The sequence below is a fragment of the Chryseobacterium camelliae genome (assembly GCF_030818575.1).
Classification (GTDB): Bacteria; Bacteroidota; Bacteroidia; order Flavobacteriales; family Weeksellaceae; genus Chryseobacterium; species Chryseobacterium camelliae_A.
This window is the reverse complement of record NZ_JAUTAL010000001.1, coordinates 49,064-67,563: the sequence shown is the minus strand read 5'-3', so window position 1 is coordinate 67,563 and position 18,500 is coordinate 49,064. Positions and strand designations below refer to the sequence as shown.

18 protein-coding genes are annotated in these 18,500 nt (G+C 41.9%); 8 read left to right on the top strand and 10 right to left on the bottom strand.

Annotation, left to right across the window (positions count from 1 at the left end; all coding sequences use genetic code 11):
- Positions 1-2 precede the first annotated feature (2 nt).
- The 7 genes from QE404_RS00330 to ruvX all read right to left on the bottom strand — a co-directional run bounded on the left by QE404_RS00330 (position 3) and on the right by ruvX (position 6,539).
- Positions 3-1,649 (bottom strand): T9SS type A sorting domain-containing protein, encoded by a 1,647-nt coding sequence (locus tag QE404_RS00330; RefSeq protein WP_307445153.1) that lies wholly within the window; start codon positions 1,647-1,649, stop codon positions 3-5.
- Positions 1,650-2,012: 363 nt separating this feature from the next.
- Positions 2,013-2,885, bottom strand: a complete 873-nt coding sequence (locus QE404_RS00325) for an SdiA-regulated domain-containing protein (protein ID WP_307445150.1) — start codon at positions 2,883-2,885, stop codon at positions 2,013-2,015.
- Between the two features lie 2 nt (positions 2,886-2,887).
- Positions 2,888-3,967, bottom strand: a complete 1,080-nt coding sequence (locus tag QE404_RS00320; RefSeq protein ID WP_307445147.1) for an FUSC family protein — start codon at positions 3,965-3,967, stop codon at positions 2,888-2,890.
- Between the two features lies 1 nt (position 3,968).
- Positions 3,969-4,736, bottom strand: a complete 768-nt coding sequence (gene mazG / locus QE404_RS00315; RefSeq protein WP_307445145.1) for a nucleoside triphosphate pyrophosphohydrolase — start codon at positions 4,734-4,736, stop codon at positions 3,969-3,971.
- A gap of 182 nt (positions 4,737-4,918) precedes the next feature.
- On the bottom strand, positions 4,919-5,479 hold the full coding sequence (locus QE404_RS00310) for a DUF5606 family protein (RefSeq protein ID WP_307445143.1): 561 nt from the start codon (positions 5,477-5,479) through the stop codon (positions 4,919-4,921).
- Positions 5,480-5,553: 74 nt separating this feature from the next.
- On the bottom strand, positions 5,554-6,126 hold the full coding sequence (gene def / locus QE404_RS00305; RefSeq protein WP_307445139.1) for a peptide deformylase: 573 nt from the start codon (positions 6,124-6,126) through the stop codon (positions 5,554-5,556).
- Complete coding sequence (gene ruvX, locus QE404_RS00300) at positions 6,123-6,539, bottom strand: Holliday junction resolvase RuvX (protein WP_307445136.1); 417 nt, start codon at positions 6,537-6,539, stop codon at positions 6,123-6,125. The genes def and ruvX overlap by 4 nt, the downstream gene beginning before the upstream one ends.
- Positions 6,540-6,651: 112 nt before the next feature.
- Here ruvX and QE404_RS00295 point away from each other — a divergent pair, with 112 nt between their 5' ends.
- Positions 6,652-7,128 (top strand): SixA phosphatase family protein, encoded by a 477-nt coding sequence (locus QE404_RS00295; RefSeq protein WP_307445133.1) that lies wholly within the window; start codon positions 6,652-6,654, stop codon positions 7,126-7,128.
- Positions 7,129-7,212: 84 nt separating this feature from the next.
- On the opposite strand, the gene QE404_RS00290 is transcribed toward QE404_RS00295, so the two are convergent.
- A complete protein-coding gene (locus QE404_RS00290) occupies positions 7,213-8,754 on the bottom strand; it encodes a serine hydrolase (protein WP_307445131.1) in 1,542 nt (513 codons plus the stop codon).
- 79 nt (positions 8,755-8,833) lie between these two features.
- Between QE404_RS00290 and QE404_RS00285 the strand changes: the two genes are divergently transcribed.
- The 4 genes from QE404_RS00285 to QE404_RS00270 are packed head-to-tail and all read left to right on the top strand — an operon-like array spanning position 8,834 to position 11,225.
- Positions 8,834-9,328: a metallophosphoesterase family protein gene (locus tag QE404_RS00285; protein ID WP_307445128.1), complete on the top strand. Its 495-nt coding sequence runs from the start codon at positions 8,834-8,836 to the stop codon at positions 9,326-9,328.
- A 24-nt stretch (positions 9,329-9,352) separates the two neighbouring features.
- On the top strand, positions 9,353-9,847 hold the full coding sequence (locus tag QE404_RS00280; protein ID WP_307445126.1) for a Smr/MutS family protein: 495 nt from the start codon (positions 9,353-9,355) through the stop codon (positions 9,845-9,847).
- Positions 9,848-9,865: 18 nt separating this feature from the next.
- Complete coding sequence (locus QE404_RS00275; protein WP_307445124.1) at positions 9,866-10,582, top strand: DUF3822 family protein; 717 nt, start codon at positions 9,866-9,868, stop codon at positions 10,580-10,582.
- A gap of 58 nt (positions 10,583-10,640) precedes the next feature.
- A complete protein-coding gene (locus tag QE404_RS00270; protein ID WP_307445122.1) occupies positions 10,641-11,225 on the top strand; it encodes an RsmD family RNA methyltransferase in 585 nt (194 codons plus the stop codon).
- Here the strand turns inward: QE404_RS00270 and QE404_RS00265 are convergent, their stop codons facing one another.
- Positions 11,226-11,579, bottom strand: coding sequence for a winged helix-turn-helix transcriptional regulator (locus QE404_RS00265; protein WP_307445120.1), 354 nt, complete (start codon positions 11,577-11,579; stop codon positions 11,226-11,228).
- A gap of 83 nt (positions 11,580-11,662) precedes the next feature.
- On the opposite strand from QE404_RS00265, the gene QE404_RS00260 reads away from it, so the two are divergent.
- Positions 11,663-12,262 carry a nitroreductase family protein gene (locus tag QE404_RS00260; RefSeq protein WP_307453304.1) on the top strand — a complete coding sequence of 200 codons (600 nt, stop codon included), beginning with the start codon at positions 11,663-11,665 and terminating at the stop codon, positions 12,260-12,262.
- A gap of 57 nt (positions 12,263-12,319) precedes the next feature.
- On the opposite strand, the gene murI is transcribed toward QE404_RS00260, so the two are convergent.
- Positions 12,320-13,150 carry a glutamate racemase gene (gene murI / locus QE404_RS00255; protein WP_307445117.1) on the bottom strand — a complete coding sequence of 277 codons (831 nt, stop codon included), beginning with the start codon at positions 13,148-13,150 and terminating at the stop codon, positions 12,320-12,322.
- A gap of 457 nt (positions 13,151-13,607) precedes the next feature.
- On the opposite strand from murI, the gene QE404_RS00250 reads away from it, so the two are divergent.
- Positions 13,608-16,700 carry a SusC/RagA family TonB-linked outer membrane protein gene (locus tag QE404_RS00250; protein ID WP_307445114.1) on the top strand — a complete coding sequence of 1,031 codons (3,093 nt, stop codon included), beginning with the start codon at positions 13,608-13,610 and terminating at the stop codon, positions 16,698-16,700.
- Between the two features lie 22 nt (positions 16,701-16,722).
- The gene (locus tag QE404_RS00245) at positions 16,723-18,339 is read left to right on the top strand and encodes a SusD/RagB family nutrient-binding outer membrane lipoprotein (protein WP_307445111.1); all 1,617 of its coding nucleotides are present in this window, start codon (positions 16,723-16,725) and stop codon (positions 18,337-18,339) included.
- Positions 18,340-18,500 lie beyond the last annotated feature (161 nt).

Here is an 18,500-nt window from a genome sequence, read left to right as displayed (position 1 = left end):
GCTTATTTTTTAATCAGTTTAGCACTTGCCGTTTTGTTATCATTGGTTTTTACGCTTACCAGATAAGCTCCCTGAACCAAGGCCTGGGTGTTGATCTTTGTCACCTTGTTTTTAGTCCTGATGCTCTGAAGCTGCCTTCCGCCCATATCATACACACTGATCTCAGCCTCAAAAACGCCCGATCTCTGACCCTCAAACCCTATTTCAACATACGCGTAATCACTCACAGGGTTCGGGTAGATCCTGATATCCTGCTTCTCAATCAGCTGATCGATCTGACTGTCCCCAAGCTTCACGATCTTCCAGTTTTCTTTACCCAGCTCCTCTGCGCTGGTTCCGGCCAGGATAATGGAACCGTCTCTGTTCAGTTTAATATCTGATAACCGCTCTTCTTTCTTGCTGGATTCTCCCTTCACATGCTTACGCCACTGCTCATTGCCATTCTGGTCAACATACAGCATCCAGAACGTCTCATCATTATGCTCTATCCTTCCTTCTGCCTGAGTGTAACCACCCAGCAAAATCCCTTTTGTTGTATCCTGCCCATCTTGATTCTTGATTCCTGACTCTTGGCTCTTATTCACCACACTCATTCCCATCAAGACATCCCGGTTCTTAAAGTTGTAGGATTTCTGCCAGTTTTCTTCTCCTCTTTCATTTAAAGCGATCAGCCAGATATCCGTGCCTTCTTCTATCCCTACGGTTTTATTCCCCGATCTTTCAGATCTGGATTCCCCGCCAATGAGATAGCCCGTTGAAGTAAGAGCTAAGGTCCTTATATGATCATCGCCTTTGCCTCCAAAGTTCTTTTCCCACTCAACTTTCCCGTCCTTGTTTAATTTGACGATCCAATAGTCGCCTTCACCGTAATTTTCAGCCGATTTTGCATGAGTGATAAGTGATGATTGATCATTGATTTTATCATTCATCAATGATCGATGATCATTCATAGCAACACTTCCGCTTCGGGAGTAGATCCCTAGTAAGGCACCACCATCTTTCGTTGGGATCATCTTTTCCACTTCATCCAGGCCTCTGCCGCCTAATATCAGCTGGGAGATTTCCTTGCCGTTTTTATCCAGCCTGATGATCCAGGCATCTTTGGAACCATAACCTTTCTCTGAATTCTGGATATTGCCTGCAACAAAGAATCCTAAGTCCGTGGTCTGGATCACCGATCTGGCTTCTTCATCCGAAGCTGTGCCTAAGGTTTTCTGCCAGAGTTCATCCCCGAATTCATTGATCCTGATCAGCCAGATATCTGAGCCGCCTTTGGAGTCCTCTTTTTTATCTGAGCCTTTTCCAGAAAAACTCGTCCCTGCCAGAAGAAAACCTCCTTCCTGGGTATTTACTGTAGCCGATAAGAAATCATGGTTCTGGCCGGAGAAATATTTCTCCCAGATCTCTTCTCCCTGCTGGTTTAGTTTTACCAGATGGAAGTCATAGCCACTGTTTTGATTGCCTTCAGCAGAAAGTTTTTTGGATTGGATCGAACTGCCGGTAATTAAGTACTGCTGATCTATGGTGGTAGTTACCTGGGAAAGGAAATCCTGTGAGGAAGATTGGATGTCTTTCTGCCAGATCACCTCCTGGGCAGACATGCCCAGAGCTGCGCATAAGAACAATGCGCCAGTGTAGAATTTCTTCATATCTGTGTTTGCATTAAGGTTATAGTTGTTATTTTTATAAATTTCGCGGCTAAAATACTTCTTTTACTTCACAAGAAAAAGAGGCATGATGACAATTTAATATGATGCTTATCATTATTTAATCATCCTGTAACAAAGGTAAATCAGCAAAGCGACAAAACTTGTCGTATTAAAATAAAGGTGAAAATAATTATAAAATAAATCGTAATTAAGATTTTGAGCTCATGGTTCAACTCAACCGATTTAAACACAGAAAATAATCTTACATGTTACTAACCTAGATGGATATGGACATATAAGATTATCAATTTTATATGAACTCAATTGATGAATTCTTAAGCAATGAATAATTTTCGTGTATTGCTATGGCAAAGAAAACCGGTACACATTCCCTCCTGTTTTCTTATCCTTCTCATCTGCAATAATCAATATATGGTCATTAAGAAATACCACTGCTTCCTTCTGTGAATTATGGTGCAGGGGAAGTTTATGGATCTTTGTATATGAAAAGTCATCCGGAGAAAAACCGGAAAGGATATGGATATTTTTATGGGTCAGCAATACGATCTTATCATGGGCAGCCGTAACCGCGGCAGAAGTAATCGCTGCATCATCGTATTTCCCCTGAAGCTGTAACCTTCCGATGAGCTTGGCTTCAAAATTCCCCTCTTTATTGGGGATACGGAAAACCAGGAATGTCCCGTCGAAACCTTTACTCCTGTTTTTGATAAAGAGATAGAAATAGCCTTTCATGGCGACAAATGCTTCGCAGTCATAAAGCAATCCGGATTTTTTAGGCGGGAATTCCGTCTGGCCCTCATAATGGAATTGAGTGGTCTGAATGACCTTCGTCGACTTCTGCCCGGAATTTTTAAGATCGATTTTTAAGATCGAAAGGTTCTGCCTGTCGTTGTCATTGTTCCCGAAATCACCAATATACAGGTTTCCGTGCTCATCAGCCGTAATGTCTTCCCAATCATTGTTCTCAGCGTTTTCAACCGGGACATCTGCTATAAGGTTGCCTTTGAAATCCAGTCCGTACACCATATTTTTATTACCCTGGTCCTCAATCGCCCAGATCGTATTTTTATCCGGGGACAGGGCAATGCCGGAAACCTCTTTCAGCTTTTTAGGCATAGAGAACTGTACTTCCAGTTCCTTTTTCATTTTGGAATCCTGGGCTTTCTGGTTACAGGCGGCAAGAAGGAAAACAGATAAGAATAATAGGCGCATCATCGTTATTTTTTTAATTTTTTAAACTGAAAATAAGAATATCGGACCTGTTTTTCCAGCCGGTTGATGATCTGCTGATGGTGCAGGAAATATCCCGCAGCCAGGCCGATAAGGCTTCCGATCACCGTATCCAGGAGTCTGGCTTCGATCAGGTCTCCTACCGGATGCGGAACACTGCTGCCCGTTTCCACCAGCAGGATCGTGAGCGGTGTAATAAATGCTACAGCCAGCCCGTAATTCCGCATAATAAGCAGTTCAATAACAAACTGCAATACCGTAATCATGATAATCATCATCAGCTTATCAGGGTGCAGCAACAGAATCAGCCATGCAAAGCCTATTCCGATAAATGTTCCCAAAATTCGGTGCATATTCCGCTGGCGGACATGCTCAAAATTTCGGCCTTGGATGATCGCAACCGCCGCAATGGAAATCCAGTAGGTATTCCTGAACTGTAGCAGATGACCGGTAATCAAAGTCAGCATCATGAAAAATCCAATGACGGCACTCTCCACAAATTTTGTATACCGTTTTTTGTTAAATACCCTTCTCGGTACCGTGGTGACCTTGCTTTTTTCAATAAAAACGGAGTAAAAGAAAGCCAGGGAACAGGACAACATGGCTCCCATAGCCACCAGACCAACCCGGACAGGGATTTGTTCCGGATCAAAAGGATAAGTGCTTGCCATAGCTGCCACCATGATGAAAAAGAAGTTTCCCGGTGGCAAAATCCTGAAATAAGAAGTGATAAAATGGGCCAGAAAGGCAATGACTCCCAAAGAGCAGCCGGCCACATATGCATTAAAACTGAAGAAAAGGCTTACTGAAAAAGAAAAGACGATTCCCAGGGCGCAGACTGCAAGATGTACCATGCGCTGGGTAATGGGCGCGGAAGTAAAATACAGGATGGTCAGGGCACCCAGGCTGGAAAGGCTTCCGTAATTGGGTTTTCCTGAAAGATATCCGATAAACAGGCAGCTTCCGATACACAGGGCTGCCAGAAACGGGAAATGCCATTTCCTTTCGGTCTGCTTAAATTCCAGCAGGTAATGAAAACGGTGCGGTACAGGGTTGCTTACTTTCATACTATTGCTGACGTTTGGCTTTTTCCCAGAGCACATCCATTTCTTCAAGAGAAAGATCGGCCAGCTTCAAACCTTCTTCATAGGCAAGCTGCTCCATCTTCTGGAACCGTGAAATAAATTTGATATTGGTCCTTTCCAGTGCAGAATCAGGATTGAGCCCGGAAATCCTTGCATAATTGATGAGTGAGAAAAATACATCCCCCAGTTCTTCCTCCTTTTTAACGGGATCTGTTTCATCGTGGAATTCCTTAATTTCCTCATCCACTTTTTTCCATGCGTCTTCCGCATCATGAAATTCAAAACCGATCCCTTTCACCTTATCCTGGATCCTGTAGGCCTTTACCATGCTCGGAAGGCTGTTAGGAACGCCTCCAAGTATGGATTTGTTTCCTTCTTTGAGCTTAAGCTTCTCCCAGTTTTGCTTTACCTCTTCCTCATCTTTCACTTCAGTATCCCCGTAAATATGTGGGTGGCGGAAAATGAGCTTCTCATTAAGCGAATTGATCACATCCGCTATATCGAAACTATTTTTTTCAGAACCGATCTTAGCATAAAAAACCAGATGAAGCAGGACATCGCCCAGTTCTTTCTTGATTTCCTGTAGGTCGTTCTGCAGAATGGCGTCAGAAAGCTCATAGGTTTCTTCCAGCGTCAGGTGCCGTAATGATTCCAAAGTCTGTTTCCGGTCCCAAGGGCACTTTTCGCGCAGGTCGTCCATAATATCCAGCAATCTTCCGAAAGCATCCAGTTTTTCCTGTTTGGTATTCATAATCTAAGAATTCAAAGTAATGCAAATTTACGGAATATATAAGTTCCATTTTTACTTTACCTAAAGGGAATATCATTCCGGACATTGAAGGATACGGATCAGAAGAATACTTGCTGTATTCAAACAAAAAACCTTGCCAGGAACTTCCTGACAAGGTTTATATCTGAATTCAGATCACTGAATTATCCTTTTTTAGTATGGGTGCTTTTCGGAGCTGATTTCGCTGCTGAAGTCGCCTTTACTTTTGGGGTTGCCGGTTTTTCCGCTTTTGGAGCAGCCGGTTTTTTAGGGGCTTCTTTATCTGTTTCTACAGTGTCCTGTGCAGGATCAAGCGTTTCAGGCTCAGCCTTTACAAAGCTTTCTGGGGTGATGTAGCCTGCCTTGTGAAGGATATTGTACCACTGTGCCAGTTTTTTGATGTCTGAAGCATATACCCTTTCTGTATCATAATTAGGAAGTGAAGCTGTCATGAATTCTTTCAGTTCCGCTTCTCCTGATTTATGGGAAATGGTTTCCTTATACTCATTGTTTTTAGCGATGTTCTCAAAAACTTCGAATAAAGGAACTTCCTTATCGAAGGTAAACATGGCAATATTGTCCAGAAGGCTTACCTGGCTGGAGTTTCCGATGCTTACTTTCTTTTTGGTTGTCACATCTTCAATGATGAATCCGTTTCTCAATTGGGAAACTAATTTGTAAAGTCCTGGCTTTCCGGAAATTGAAATTATTTTTTCTAACAGCATAATTTTATTTTTTATTACATCCTGCAAAGGCACTGAGGCTTTTTGCTTTAATTTATTTCTATTTTAACAATTAATTATTTAGGGAATCTCATTTTATAGCTGATGCTCACATCTCCTTGTGAAATTTTGGACAGTTTGCCTTTAACCAGCTTTTTCTTGAGCGCACTCAGGTGATCGGTAAACAGGATCCCTTCGATATGGTCATATTCATGCTGGATCACGCGCGCCCTGATATCTGATAAAGTTTCTGTGTGAAGGACAAAGTTTTCGTCATAATATTCGATCACGATGGTTTCTTTCCTTTTTACATCTTCCCGTACATCCGGAATAGAGAGACAGCCTTCATTAAACTTCCATTCTTCTCCGGACTCTTCCAGGATCCTGGCATTGATGAATACTTTTTTAAATTCTGCCAGCTCATCTTTGATGTCTTCATAATCTTCATCTTCTGCCAGCGGGGATACGTCGATGACGAACAGACGGATGTCCAGCCCTACCTGCGGAGCAGCAAGCCCAATACCGTTGGCACTATACATAGTTTCAAACATATTGTCTATCAGCTCCTGTAAATCCGGGTAATCCTGGTCTATATCCTTGGCTACTTTCCGTAAAACAGGATCCCCAAAGGCTCTTATCGGTAAAATCATTTTGTTCTTTGTTCTAAAAAATTCTGCAATATTATCGTTGCACTTACTTTGTCAATCAATCCTTTTTCCCGCCTCTGTTTTTTATTTTTTCCGCTCTGGGAGATAAAAAACGAAGCCATTTTGGATGTAAACCTTTCATCGAAGCGGTGAACCGGTATAGCCGGAAACAGGATTCTGAATTCTTCTATGAATTTCAGGATGTCCGTTTCCACTTCTGAAATATTTCCTCTCAAATCTACGGGTAAACCTACCACAATTCCTTCTACAGAATTTGCACTGAAGTACTTTTTGAGGAATTCAGTTAAAAACCTGGTTTCCACCGTCTCCAGTCCGCTGGCGATAATCTGCATATCGTCTGTTGCCGCAATACCGCAACGTGCCTTTCCATAGTCTATAGCAAGGATCTGTCCCATAGGTCTGCAAATTTAATAAATTTTAATCATTTTATTCCTAACACAGTTTTTTTTATCAATCATGTTTTATTCCATGATTTTTTTTATAAATTTATTTTTCTAAAAACGAATTATGAAGAAACTCATCCTTGTACGGCATGCGAAAAGCGACTGGCCTGAAGAAACCGAAGATTTCGACAGACCTCTGGCAGACAAAGGCTTAGAAGAAGCGTCAAGCATTTCCCGGTTTTTAAAAAACAAAGAAATTGAGATTGACAGCTTTGTATCCAGCCCGGCGGTCCGTGCCCTCAATACCTGCAAAATTTTTAATCAGGCATACCAGCTTTCCATCAGAACAGATGAAAAGCTCTACAACCCTTCCGAGAATAATTTCCATTCGGTTATTTACGGACTGGATGACAGCCATCATTCGGTAGCCTTCTTTTCCCATAATAACGGGATTTCCAATTTTGCCAATTCCATCTCGGAACATATTTTCCACTTTCCCACCTGTGGCGTAGCAGGATTCGAGATCGACTGCGATTCGTGGTCTGAGTTTGACGGTGCTGCAAAAAAACTCCTTTTCTTCTATGAGCCGGGTAAAATTTAGATATCCAGACTTACGGTTTTCTCATATACGACAATAAAAAAACGGGCTAAGCCCGTTATATATTGTTCCTGTTAAGATAAGTATTTATTTTCTCTTCAGATCAAGATCTTCAAAATCAAAGCTGAAATCCGTCACCTCTGAAATCGGCTTTAACCTTGCCGACTGTGCTTTCCCCTGTTCATCATAGCTGAAAATAATATAAGCATCGGCATCATAGCTCCGGTCATCCCATCTGATGATAAACGAATTATTTGAATAAGGCAGTAATTCCCCTTTCAGCCTTGGAGAACGAGCACATTCTATTCTGTAAGTAGTTCCCTGCCGGATAATATCGACGTCACCGAACCATGTATCCTGGTATTTTCCGGTGAACTGTTCTGCTTTAGGCTGAAGGTCTTTATTTTTCCTGAATGCTTCGGATGCTGAGTAAGCCTCTTTCTTCTGTTTGCTGTATTCCGCCTCCACTTTTTGCATCCTGCTGCTGTAGGTTTGCAGCCAGTTGCGTTCAGGTATTCCCAGGTAAGCATCTTTTATGGTATTCGTGATGGTGCTAAAAGCTGCTCCGGACTGCTGATTGGTGAGTACTACAATGCCGAGCTTCAGATCAGGAATGAGGGTAAACTGGGTTACCGTTCCAATCAGCCCGCCGGTATGCTGCACCTGTTTATGCCCTTTGACATCGCTGAGGAACCAACCCATCCCATATCCGTAAAAACTGGTATCATAAGGGTTTTTGGGAGCCACACCGCTTGGAATCTGAAGGCTCCACAACTGCTGGACCTGCTTATCAGAAACCAGCTTTTTCCCTTCTTTCGTTGTAAAATTATTAAGCAGGAAATCCGCCCATAAGGTCATATCTTTAATATTGCTCAGGATCCCGCCTGCCGCATTCGCGGTTTCATTCCAGTCATGCGGTACCGCAATGGCTTTTCCGTCTACGGGGGCATGGGCATCAATTTTATTAGTCGCTGCGCTGGCTCTGCTGTAGCTTCCGAAACTGGTATTCATCCCTACCGGCTTCATGATCCGCTGTTCGATAAATTCAGCCCAGCTCATCCCTGAAACCCGGTGAATCACCTCGCCTGCCACAATAAACATGATGTTGTTATAATCCAGGGTAGTCCTGAAAGGGTTTTCAGGCTTTAGATACCGGACATTGTGTACAATATCATTAACCGTCAGGTTTCCGCCTTCCGGAAAAAACATCAGGTCTCCCTGTCCAAGACCCAGGCCGGCCCTGTGGGTTACTAAATCCCGTACGGTCACATTCTGCGATACATACGGATCATACATCTGGAATTCCGGGATGTATTGGGATACTTTTGCATCCCAGTCTATTTTCCCTTCATCAGCCAGGATGGCGAGCGCCGTACAGGTAAAACCTTTAGAGTTTGATGCAATCCCCACCAAAGTCTGGTCATCCATCGGTTGCTTCGATGTTAGGGAGCGTAATCCGAATCCTTTGGAATATATGACTTTACCATCTTTCACAATCCCAACGGAGATTCCCGGCACATCAAAAGTTTTCAGTGTATTCAGGATCAATGCATCCAGTTTCTTTTCGTCCACCTGTCCAAAAGACATCAGGCAACAAAGAAGAAAGAATAAAGAGAGCTTCTGCTTCATTGTTTTAAAATTTTCTCAAAGGTAAACAATTCAGTATTATTGAGTAAATTTGGACTCTCAAAGAAAATTAAGTTCATTTATGACCAAAATCCTCCTCTTATCCGACACCCATTCCTATATGGATGAAAGAATTTTATCATACGCAGAGCAGGCAGATGAGATCTGGCACGGCGGCGATTTCGGGAGCATGGAAGTAATTGAACAGCTGGAACAGATTAAACCCTTAAAAGGAGTATATGGCAATATCGATAATGCCAAGATCCGTTCTGAATTCCCTGAGGTAAACCGGTTTGTCTGCGAAGATGTGGAGGTTTTGATGGTGCATATCGGCGGATATCCCGGAAAATATACCCCGGTCGCCAAAGCGGCCATCGCCGAAAAAACACCCAAAATGTTTATTTCCGGGCATTCGCACATCCTGAAAGTCATGTTTGATGAAAAGAACGGCTTGTTGCATCTGAACCCGGGTGCCTGTGGAAAGCAGGGATGGCACAAAATGAGAACCATGATGCGTTTTGTTATCGACGGCGCAGAGATCAAGGATCTTGAAGTGATTGAATTGGGTCCAAAATAAAATTCAGTTTAAAAAAGCAATCAGATGAAGATCGGTGACAAAGTTTCCGTAGTAGATGAAGACCTGGGCGGGATTGTGACTTCAACCCGGGGGAATATGGTTGTATTCAGGGATGAATACGGATTTACCCATCAGTATCCTGAGGATAAGCTGGTGCCTAAAGATGACGGTATTTATGAAAACATCAGGATCGTAAAGAAAGCAGAACCCAAGAAGGTCGTTTCCAAAAAGCATCAGAAAAATCCTATGGTGCTGGATCTTCACTTTCATAATCTGGTCAAGAATCCAGGTGACTATGATAGTTTTGAAAGATTATTCATGCAGAAGGAGAAACTGATGGACACCCTGCAGTTCTGCCGTAAGAACCATCTGAAAAGGCTGGAAATTGTTCACGGCATCGGCGACGGCACGCTCCAGAGAATGGTTTGGGATGTGCTGGAAAGCCAGACCGGTATAGATTATTACAATAAGGAAATACTTCACCATCAATCCGGTGCGGTAATGGTAGAATTTCACTAAATTTGCATGTATTAGAATATGAACGTACTTAATTTACTTTTTACCAAAGACGGACTGATCTCCCAGATTGCCAGAAACAAGAGCATCCTGGAAGAAAAATCGTATTTCGTTGAAGAAGATTCCCCGGAAGACTTTATTGCCGTGAAGCTTGATGAGGTGCTGACAAAACAGAGGTTCGACGAAATCCATGTGATTTCTGCCCTGAATCATTTCACGCTGATGCCGGAAGGGTTTACGGATCACGAAAGCGGCTTTGACCTGATTGCCTATAATGCTCCGGCAGACAGCCAGCAGGAAGAGCTGATGCTCTCCATCAACAGGAAGTTCAAGGTTCAGTTCTATTATACATTCCCGAAAAATTTTTACAGGAAAATCAAGGAGGTGGGCATTCCGGTACACTTCAATTTTTCCGGAGAGAAATTCCTGAACTCCGTGAATAATAAAAACGGCAAGGAAATCCATATCAACCTGTATCACAATCAGTGCGAGTTTTTCGCTGTCGACCATAAGCAAGTGATCCTGTATAACAACCTGGATGTTAACTCAGAGGTTGACTTCCTTTATTTCATTATGTTTACGCTCAGCAAATTAGGTTTCGGCATCAATGAAACCAACTTTTATGCTTATGGGGAAACCACGGAAAATGAAACCTTTATTTCAGAACTTCAGAAGTTTGTGAAGAACCTCAAAATCGTCTTTGACAACCTTCCGAATAAAAATTTTATCTTAAACTAAGCGGCAGAAGGCTTTCAGTACAACTACTGACCATTTATCTGCTGTTACCATACCTATTATGTACAGAATTATATCGGGCCGATGGAAGGCCAAAAAAATAGCCGCTCCGAAAAACTTTGATGTAAGGCCTACAACGGATTTCGCTAAGGAAGCCTTATTCAGCATTCTGGAGAATACTTACGATATGCAGTCGGTATCCGTGCTCGACCTTTTTGCGGGGATAGGGTCCATTACCCTGGAATTTGCTTCCAGAGGTACTCAGGACGTGACTTCAGTGGAGCTTAACCCGAAACATACTGCTTTCATCAATTCCACTGCTGCGGACCTTGACATGTCCCTACAGGTGAATGTTCAGCGTGGTGATGTTTTCGACTGGCTGAAGAAATTCAGGAATAAAAAATCCTTTGAAATTGTATTTTCCGATGCTCCTTTTGAGATGGAAGAGAAAAAATACCAGGAAATTATCTCTCTGGTACTGAATAATAAGTTCCTGAAGGAAAATGGCGTGCTGATCATTGAACATCAAAGCAGGATGAAGTTCAGCCATCCGAACCTTACAGACACCAGGAAATACGGCAATGTAAGTTTCAGTTTTTTCAAGCCGAACCAAGAAGAAAATATAGCAATAGAAACAGCAGAATAATCAGGAAGCTTTCCTGATTATTTTTTTTGACGTCTTAGCTGCCTCAATGCCCCACCGGTTAATTTCATGAAGCACCGGAAGCAGGGTCTTCCCAAAATCTGTAAGAGTATACTCCACCATCAGCGGTGGTTTTTCCGTATATACTGCCCTGTTGATTACGTTGTCCTCTTCAAGCTGCTTTAGTTGCAGGCTCAGGGTACGCTCCGTGATGGTGGGAATCAGTTTCCTGAGTTCGTTGTATCGTTTGGCACCGTCTGCAAGGTGGACAAGAATAACCGCTTTCCATTTTCCGCCGATGAACTTCATTGTCACACTGGTGCTGCAGGGATATGTTTTATTGTCGATGATATACATTTTATACTATCATTTTTTACCGTTATTGCAAATGTATAAAACTTACAATAGTTTTGCAACTATAAAAAATATAGTATATGATTATGAATTTTCTGGAACAAATGAAATCTAGGTATACCGTAAAAAAGTATGACCCTAAAGGAAACCTCAGCGAAGACACCGTTCAGCAGCTGAAAGACATATTGCACCTGAGCCCGTCATCCATCAATAGTCAGCCCTGGAATTTTGTGTTTGTCAACGATGATGAAACTAAAAGGCAACTGGCCGAAGCATCTTATTTCAATAAAGAAAAAATCCTTGACAGCAGTGTGCTGATTGTTTTCCAGGTGATCAAAACTCCTGAAGACTTTGAAAAGCAGATTGAGGAAAACCTCCCGGAAGGGTCTGTGAATTACTACAGGAATTTTGTGCAGCCCAAAGGCACTGCAGGCATCAGAGCCTGGATGGAGCACCAGGTTTATCTGTCATTAGGCATTCTTTTGTCCGCCTGCGCTGCTATGGGAATCGATTCAACCCCGATGGAAGGCATAGAGGCTGATCAGTATGATGCGATACTCAATAATACAGCTTATGAAACCCTGTTTGCCGTTACCTTGGGAAAGCGGGATGAAAATGACATCAACCATCCGAGCCATACGCCTAAAAGAAGGCTGGATATGGAGAAAGTTATTATCGGACGCTGATATATCGTACTATCACCCAAAATTAAAGCTGCTTTTCAAGAAGCAGCTTTTTATATTTTATAATACTTTTAGTTCCAGGTCTATGGTTTTACCGAAGAATTTCTTAGAAATTTTTTCGAAATTTTTAGTCAGGTCCGAAAGATAAAAATGATAGCTTGGCTTTGGATTGCTTTCATTCAACAGGTGATATTTATCCAGAATGATTTTTAAATGATTGGCTACAATATTCGGTGAATCTATTACCCGCACACGGTTGCCGTAATATTGCTTGATTTCATCAATGAGCAACGGATAATGCGTACATCCTAAGATCAGTGTTTCTATATTCTTCAGCTTGCTGTTGCTAAGGTAGTTGTAAATGATAGCATGGGTAATAGGATGATTTTTAAATCCCTCTTCGATGGCAGGAACCAGTAACGGGGTCGCCAATTCGTCTACCTTAATCCATTTGTTATGCTTGCGGATGCTTTTTTTATACAATCCGGAATTTACCGTAGCCTTAGTAGCTATAACCCCCACATTATTGTGGATTTCGTATGATACTTTTTCGGCCACGGGGTTGATCACATCAATTACGGGTACTTTTCCGGCGGCCAGCTCCATCACTTCAGTCAGCGCATTAGCTGTAGCTGTATTGCAGGCAATTACAATTGCTTTGCAGTTTTGCTCCAGCAAAAAATTGGTGATCCGCGTTGAATATCCGATGATGGCTTCCTTCGACTTGTCTCCGTACGGCAGGTGCTTGGTATCACCAAAATAAATCAGGTCTTCATTCGGTAGAAGCCTTTTAATTTCCTTGGCTACTGTTAAACCACCAACACCACTGTCGAAAATGCCGATCGGCTGCTTCGGTGAAAGGTGTGAATAATCCTGTTTCTTTGTTTTCAAATGAACTGAAATTTATGCAAAAATAAGAATTTTTATGGCATAAGGCAGACTATTATCTGCGCATACTTTCCAAAAAAATTCTAATTGGATTGGTTTGGATATGCCGGATTATTGGTCACGTTAACAATTCCTTAATATGATCAGAATAAATTTAACTGAAATTAACATATTTAAAAATCAGAGATCAGCCTCCCAGACATAAAAACGAATACAGCCTCAGCCAATGGTTGTCTCTTTTTGAAACCCTACAATAATAAGAAAAACAATATTTTCCCGATCGTGAAATCAAATCGGAATTATACTGTTAAAAATGATCATAAATCCGATGGCAACATGCTCTTAACCTGAAATTAAGATTGTGGTATTATCTGAATAAATTTAAAGTTACCACTACAAATAATTTACTGTCTCTTAACAATGGTGCAACTGCATTCACTATACATTTGTACCAAAAAAAATGAAGCAAAATCAGTCTAGTGCCCTCATTATTTTAAGCTTGCTTTTCATGGGAAATCTGGTGAAATCTCAGAAAAAAGATTCCATAAAAACAGCGGATATCAACGAAGTGGTGATTACAGCCATGGGAGTTAAAAAGGAAGTTAAAAAACTGGGTTACGATGTAACAGAAGTAAAAGGAGATGCTGTGAATAAAGTGCGTGCTGCCAACCCGCTGAATGCTCTGGCAGGAAAAGTGGCGGGACTAAACATTGGGGCAAGTACAGAGATGCTTGGACGCCCGGAAATTGTTTTGAGAGGAAGCAAGGATTTACTTTTTGTAGTAGATGGTGTTCCGATCAATTCTGATACCTGGAATCTTAGTCCGGATGATATCGAAAGCTATTCTATCCTGAAAGGTCCCAATGCAGCTGCTCTATATGGTTTCCGAGGAATTAACGGAGCAATCATCATTACCACAAAAAAGGGTACCCGAAATAAAAGAGGATGGACGGTAGATTTCAATAGCACTACGATGTACGACACCGGCTTCATTGCACTCCCCGAGAGCCAGTATGAATATGGTAGAGGTACTGGTTTTAAATACAGCTACGGAAATGTTCTCTACGATAACGGACAAAGACTACCGGAATGGGGTCCAAGGTTTGAAGGTCAGCCTATCCAGCAATATGACAGTCCCTGGGATCCTGTAACCCAAACACGTGGCAAAACACCCTGGCTGGCCAGAGGAAAGAAAAATTTTGAGAATTTTGTTCAGGCAGGGATTACTAATACCAATAATATCTCCCTTTCTACTTCCGGAGAAAATTATGATGCCAGATTATCTTACAGCCACCTTTACCAGCAGGGAATGTTTCCCAATACGAAACTCAATGCAGATAACTTCAACATTAATTTAGGATATAAACTCAATGACAAAATCCGCTTTGACGGAAATCTTAATCTTAGCCAGCAATACACTCCGAATATCCCCGATGTGAACTATGGCCCAAACAGTTACATTTATATGTTCAAAGTGTATGGTTCTTCAGATTATGATATCAATGATCTTCGCGATATCTGGAAAGGACCGCAGGGTGTTCAGGATCTTGTTCAGTATTCTTCAGAGTACGGCCGTCTGAACAGTGCCTGGTTTATGGCCAACCAATGGCTGAGATCCCACCAGAAAACCGATATTTATGGCTATCTAAAGGCAACTTATACCGTTTCGCCTGATCTGAGCATCAGCGCCAGATCGCAAATTACCACATGGAACCAGATGCGTACGGAAAAAGTTGGGCCTTCTACGAACCTTAATGATTACGTGCCCTGGTATACTTTCGGATGGTACGGGGATTACAGAGAAGATAAGCGTAACCTTCTGGAAAATAACACAGACCTGATGATTAATTTTAATAAGCAGATCAGAAACTGGAATATTTCCGCATTAGGAGGTGCCAATATGAGGTTATTCAAGTATGACTCAGACTGGGCAACTACAAAGGGTCTTGCCATTCCGCAATTGTACTCGCTTTCTAATACGAAGGCTCCCGGACTCGCGTATTCATGGGGTTCCCAGATGCAGGTATACAGTGCCTATTACTCTGTGGATTTCGGATACAAAAACTATTTCAATATCAACACGACCGGAAGGGTAGACAATCTTTCCACATTGCGTAAAGGCTATAATACGTTCTTTTATCCGTCGGCATCCATAAGTTCCGTGATTTCAGATTATATGCATTTTGGTAATGCAGTGTCTTATCTTAAGATCAGAGGTTCATTTGCAGATGTAAAAGGAGCATTAACGTCATCCACCATAGGTTCTGCATATATGGGAATTACAGGGAATACTTTAAATGCAGGATTATTGCATTATGGTTCCGAACTGTATACATCTTATGACGGACCTACCTACGCCAATCAGAACGGATATTCCAACAACAGTTATTATAACGGAACTGCTTCTGTGGATTTTTCTTCTACCATCGCCAACCAGAACCTTAATCCTTATAGGAGAATTTCATATGAGACCGGTGTAGATGTTAAGTTCTTTAAAAACCGGATCGGTATTGATGCGACCTATTTCAGAACCATTAACGGTCCGCAGATTTATGCGTTAGGAAATGCTCCGTCGGTAGGCCAGAATTACCATAATATTAACGGTATCACAACATTAAATCAAGGTTTTGAAGTCAGCCTGAATGCCAATATCATCAAGAACCAAAACGGATTCAACTGGAATATGAACGCCAACTGGAGTACGTATAAAGAAACATTGAAAGATATTACGCCCGGAAGTGACGAACTTTGGCTGAACGGGCACAATTACAAAGTGGGAGATCGTTTGGATGCTTACTATGGAAGAACTTTTGTAAGGGACGGGCAGGGAAATATTGTACATAATTCAGCAGGTTTGGTCTATCAGGCACCAAGCGGTGACAGCCAAAATGGATTCCTCGGATACCTAAACCCGAATTACTCTATCAGCATCACCAATAATCTTTCATATAGAAACTGGGCTTTGAGCTTCCAGTGGGATGCCCGTGTAGGCGGAAAGATTTACGACTTCCTGTATGCTCAGGCCATGAACGGAGGGACGGCTTATGAAAGTGCCTCAGGGGCATTTGGAGATGCCCGTTACCTAGAATGGGTTTCTTTACGGGATAATGGAAGCATTACTCCGTCGTATGTAGGCCAGGGTGTAGTGATTGTTTCCGGGACACCCAAGTTTGTCAACGGACAGATTGTCAATATGAACGAACTTACTTTTGCACCGAATACTACCGCCGTAACCACACAGAGCTATATTACCAATCTTTATAACACCACAGAGTATTTTATGGTAGACAGAACTTTTGTAAAGTTGAGAGAGGCCAGTCTCAGTTATTCTTTTCCTAAAGAATTTCTGGATCGCACATTCCTCAGATCGCTCAGCGTATCACTGGTTGGAAGAAACCTGTTGTACTTTGCCAAAAGAAAAGATATGGATATGGATTCTTATGCCGCCGGATTCAATTCTGCCGACCGTACTGCAGGTGGCGGGAAAGGAAATGTAGGTTTACAGAGTACATCCACCAGAACCATCGGATTTAATTTGAACATCGGATTTTAATTAAAATTAATACAAAAGAACAATGAAAAATAAATGGATATACAACGTTGCTATTATAATTACCGCAGGATTTATACTTAGCAGCTGCAACAGGGATGACAGCTTACTCAGCAACCCCAATTCAAGATCGGAAGACGCACTTATTCCAGCTTCCCTGATTTTAAACCATATTACCTCAAACCTTATTAAATCTGATGAAATGCCTTTTCAGCAGGCACATAAGACGAATCAGTATTATGTAAGCAATTACACCTATTATTGGGGATCTAACTCTTACAGCTGGACCACTTCCGATCACGAGTACGATACTTTTCTATACTCTATTAAAATGGAACAGCAGGCAGCCAAACTGGGTGACAATGCTAAAATTAGCTTCTACAGCGCTCTTTCTAAATTCTTTAAAGCCTATTCTTCCATATGGTTATCACAAAGAGTAGGAGACATTCCAATGACGGAAGCGGGAAATTCATCTAATCTAACGCCTAAGTATGATTCCCAGAAAGATGTGTATAAAAATTCCCTGGCTTTGCTTAATGAAGCCAATACCTTGCTGGGAAACATCAATACGACCTATCCTAATCTGAAAAATACGGTTGCCGATCCTTCAGGCGATATTTTCGGACTTACGTATTACCAGTGGCAGAAAGTGGTGAACTCTTACAGGCTTCGAGTGCTCATCAGCCTTAGCAAACGGGCAGACGACACACCGGATCTCAATATCAAAGGACAATTTGCGATGATCCTCAGTAACCCTTCCCAATATCCTGTTATGGAATCCATTTCGGATAATATGATGTACAGATTCAATACCAGCTATAATCCCTATCCTATCTATACCAGCAGGTCTTACACCTACGGTGCCAATATCGGTAAAACGATCCTTGATATTACAACAGCCACAAAAGATCCGAGAACCTTTGTATTTGCTACGCCGGCTCCGGCTAAGTACAAAGTGGCGGGAGTACCTATATCTGATTTCTCGGCTTATGTGGGTGCAAGTACCAACACTGCGCAATCTGTACTTTTCGCAGGAACGGATACTGCAGGAAACACTTCTTCGGATAAAGGTGCTTATTCGTATATTAATTACAAAAGATATTTCTCTTCACAGGATGGCTCTACAGCAGAACCTTTTGTATTAATAGGATATCCTGAAATGTGTTTTAATATCGCTGAAGCGATCAACCGTGGCTGGGCAACAGGAGATGCCGGAAGCTGGTATACAAAAGGAATCAATGCTTCTTTAAGTTTCTATGGCCTTTCCAACGGTAGCTCTTTTACAGTGGGCGACCGTTTAGGCGGCACTTTAGGAGCCGTAACCATTGATACCAATACCTTCCTTGCAAACGTAGCCTATACAGGAAACTCTACCGATGGATTAAAACAAATCCTCACACAGAAATACGTTTCATTATTCTGCAATTCCGGGTACGAGGCATTCTATAACTGGAGAAGAACCGGATATCCGGCCTTTCAGCAGGGAGGTGTAGGCATAGGAACTCCAAATAATACGATTCCTTACCGATGGATGTATCCTCAGGGTGAAATCACATACAACAGTGCCAATTACCAGAATGCAATCCAGTCCCAGTACGGAGGTTCTGATGATACAACCAAGCTGATGTGGCTTTTGAAATAGCATAGCTTAAATAATCACATTTTCGGATGTGATTATTTTTTCTATTCATATCATTTAATCCTAACAATACATTGAATTTTGAAATCGCCATAATCTGTAAATGCAAACACTTATGAAGATGATGCGATTGCATATAACCTTAAAAATATATACTTACCCAT

Excerpts from the sequence above, each read along its gene's own strand:
- QE404_RS00290 (WP_307445131.1), bottom strand. The coding sequence starts at position 8,754 with ATGAAGCAGAAGCTCTCTTTATTCTTTCTTCTTTGTTGCCTGATGTCT.
- QE404_RS00330 (WP_307445153.1), bottom strand. The coding sequence starts at position 1,649 with ATGAAGAAATTCTACACTGGCGCATTGTTCTTATGCGCAGCTCTGGGC.
- QE404_RS00275 (WP_307445124.1), top strand. The coding sequence starts at position 9,866 with ATGAACGTACTTAATTTACTTTTTACCAAAGACGGACTGATCTCCCAG.
- def (WP_307445139.1), bottom strand. The coding sequence starts at position 6,126 with ATGATTTTACCGATAAGAGCCTTTGGGGATCCTGTTTTACGGAAAGTA.
- QE404_RS00270 (WP_307445122.1), top strand. The coding sequence starts at position 10,641 with ATGTACAGAATTATATCGGGCCGATGGAAGGCCAAAAAAATAGCCGCT.
- QE404_RS00285 (WP_307445128.1), top strand. The coding sequence starts at position 8,834 with ATGACCAAAATCCTCCTCTTATCCGACACCCATTCCTATATGGATGAA.
- QE404_RS00250 (WP_307445114.1), top strand. The coding sequence starts at position 13,608 with ATGAAGCAAAATCAGTCTAGTGCCCTCATTATTTTAAGCTTGCTTTTC.
- QE404_RS00310 (WP_307445143.1), bottom strand. The coding sequence starts at position 5,479 with ATGCTGTTAGAAAAAATAATTTCAATTTCCGGAAAGCCAGGACTTTAC.
- QE404_RS00265 (WP_307445120.1), bottom strand. The coding sequence starts at position 11,579 with ATGTATATCATCGACAATAAAACATATCCCTGCAGCACCAGTGTGACA.
- QE404_RS00260 (WP_307453304.1), top strand. The coding sequence starts at position 11,663 with ATGAATTTTCTGGAACAAATGAAATCTAGGTATACCGTAAAAAAGTAT.
- QE404_RS00295 (WP_307445133.1), top strand. The coding sequence starts at position 6,652 with ATGAAGAAACTCATCCTTGTACGGCATGCGAAAAGCGACTGGCCTGAA.
- QE404_RS00325 (WP_307445150.1), bottom strand. The coding sequence starts at position 2,885 with ATGATGCGCCTATTATTCTTATCTGTTTTCCTTCTTGCCGCCTGTAAC.
- QE404_RS00320 (WP_307445147.1), bottom strand. The coding sequence starts at position 3,967 with ATGAAAGTAAGCAACCCTGTACCGCACCGTTTTCATTACCTGCTGGAA.
- QE404_RS00245 (WP_307445111.1), top strand. The coding sequence starts at position 16,723 with ATGAAAAATAAATGGATATACAACGTTGCTATTATAATTACCGCAGGA.
- QE404_RS00280 (WP_307445126.1), top strand. The coding sequence starts at position 9,353 with ATGAAGATCGGTGACAAAGTTTCCGTAGTAGATGAAGACCTGGGCGGG.
- ruvX (WP_307445136.1), bottom strand. The coding sequence starts at position 6,539 with ATGGGACAGATCCTTGCTATAGACTATGGAAAGGCACGTTGCGGTATT.
- mazG (WP_307445145.1), bottom strand. The coding sequence starts at position 4,736 with ATGAATACCAAACAGGAAAAACTGGATGCTTTCGGAAGATTGCTGGAT.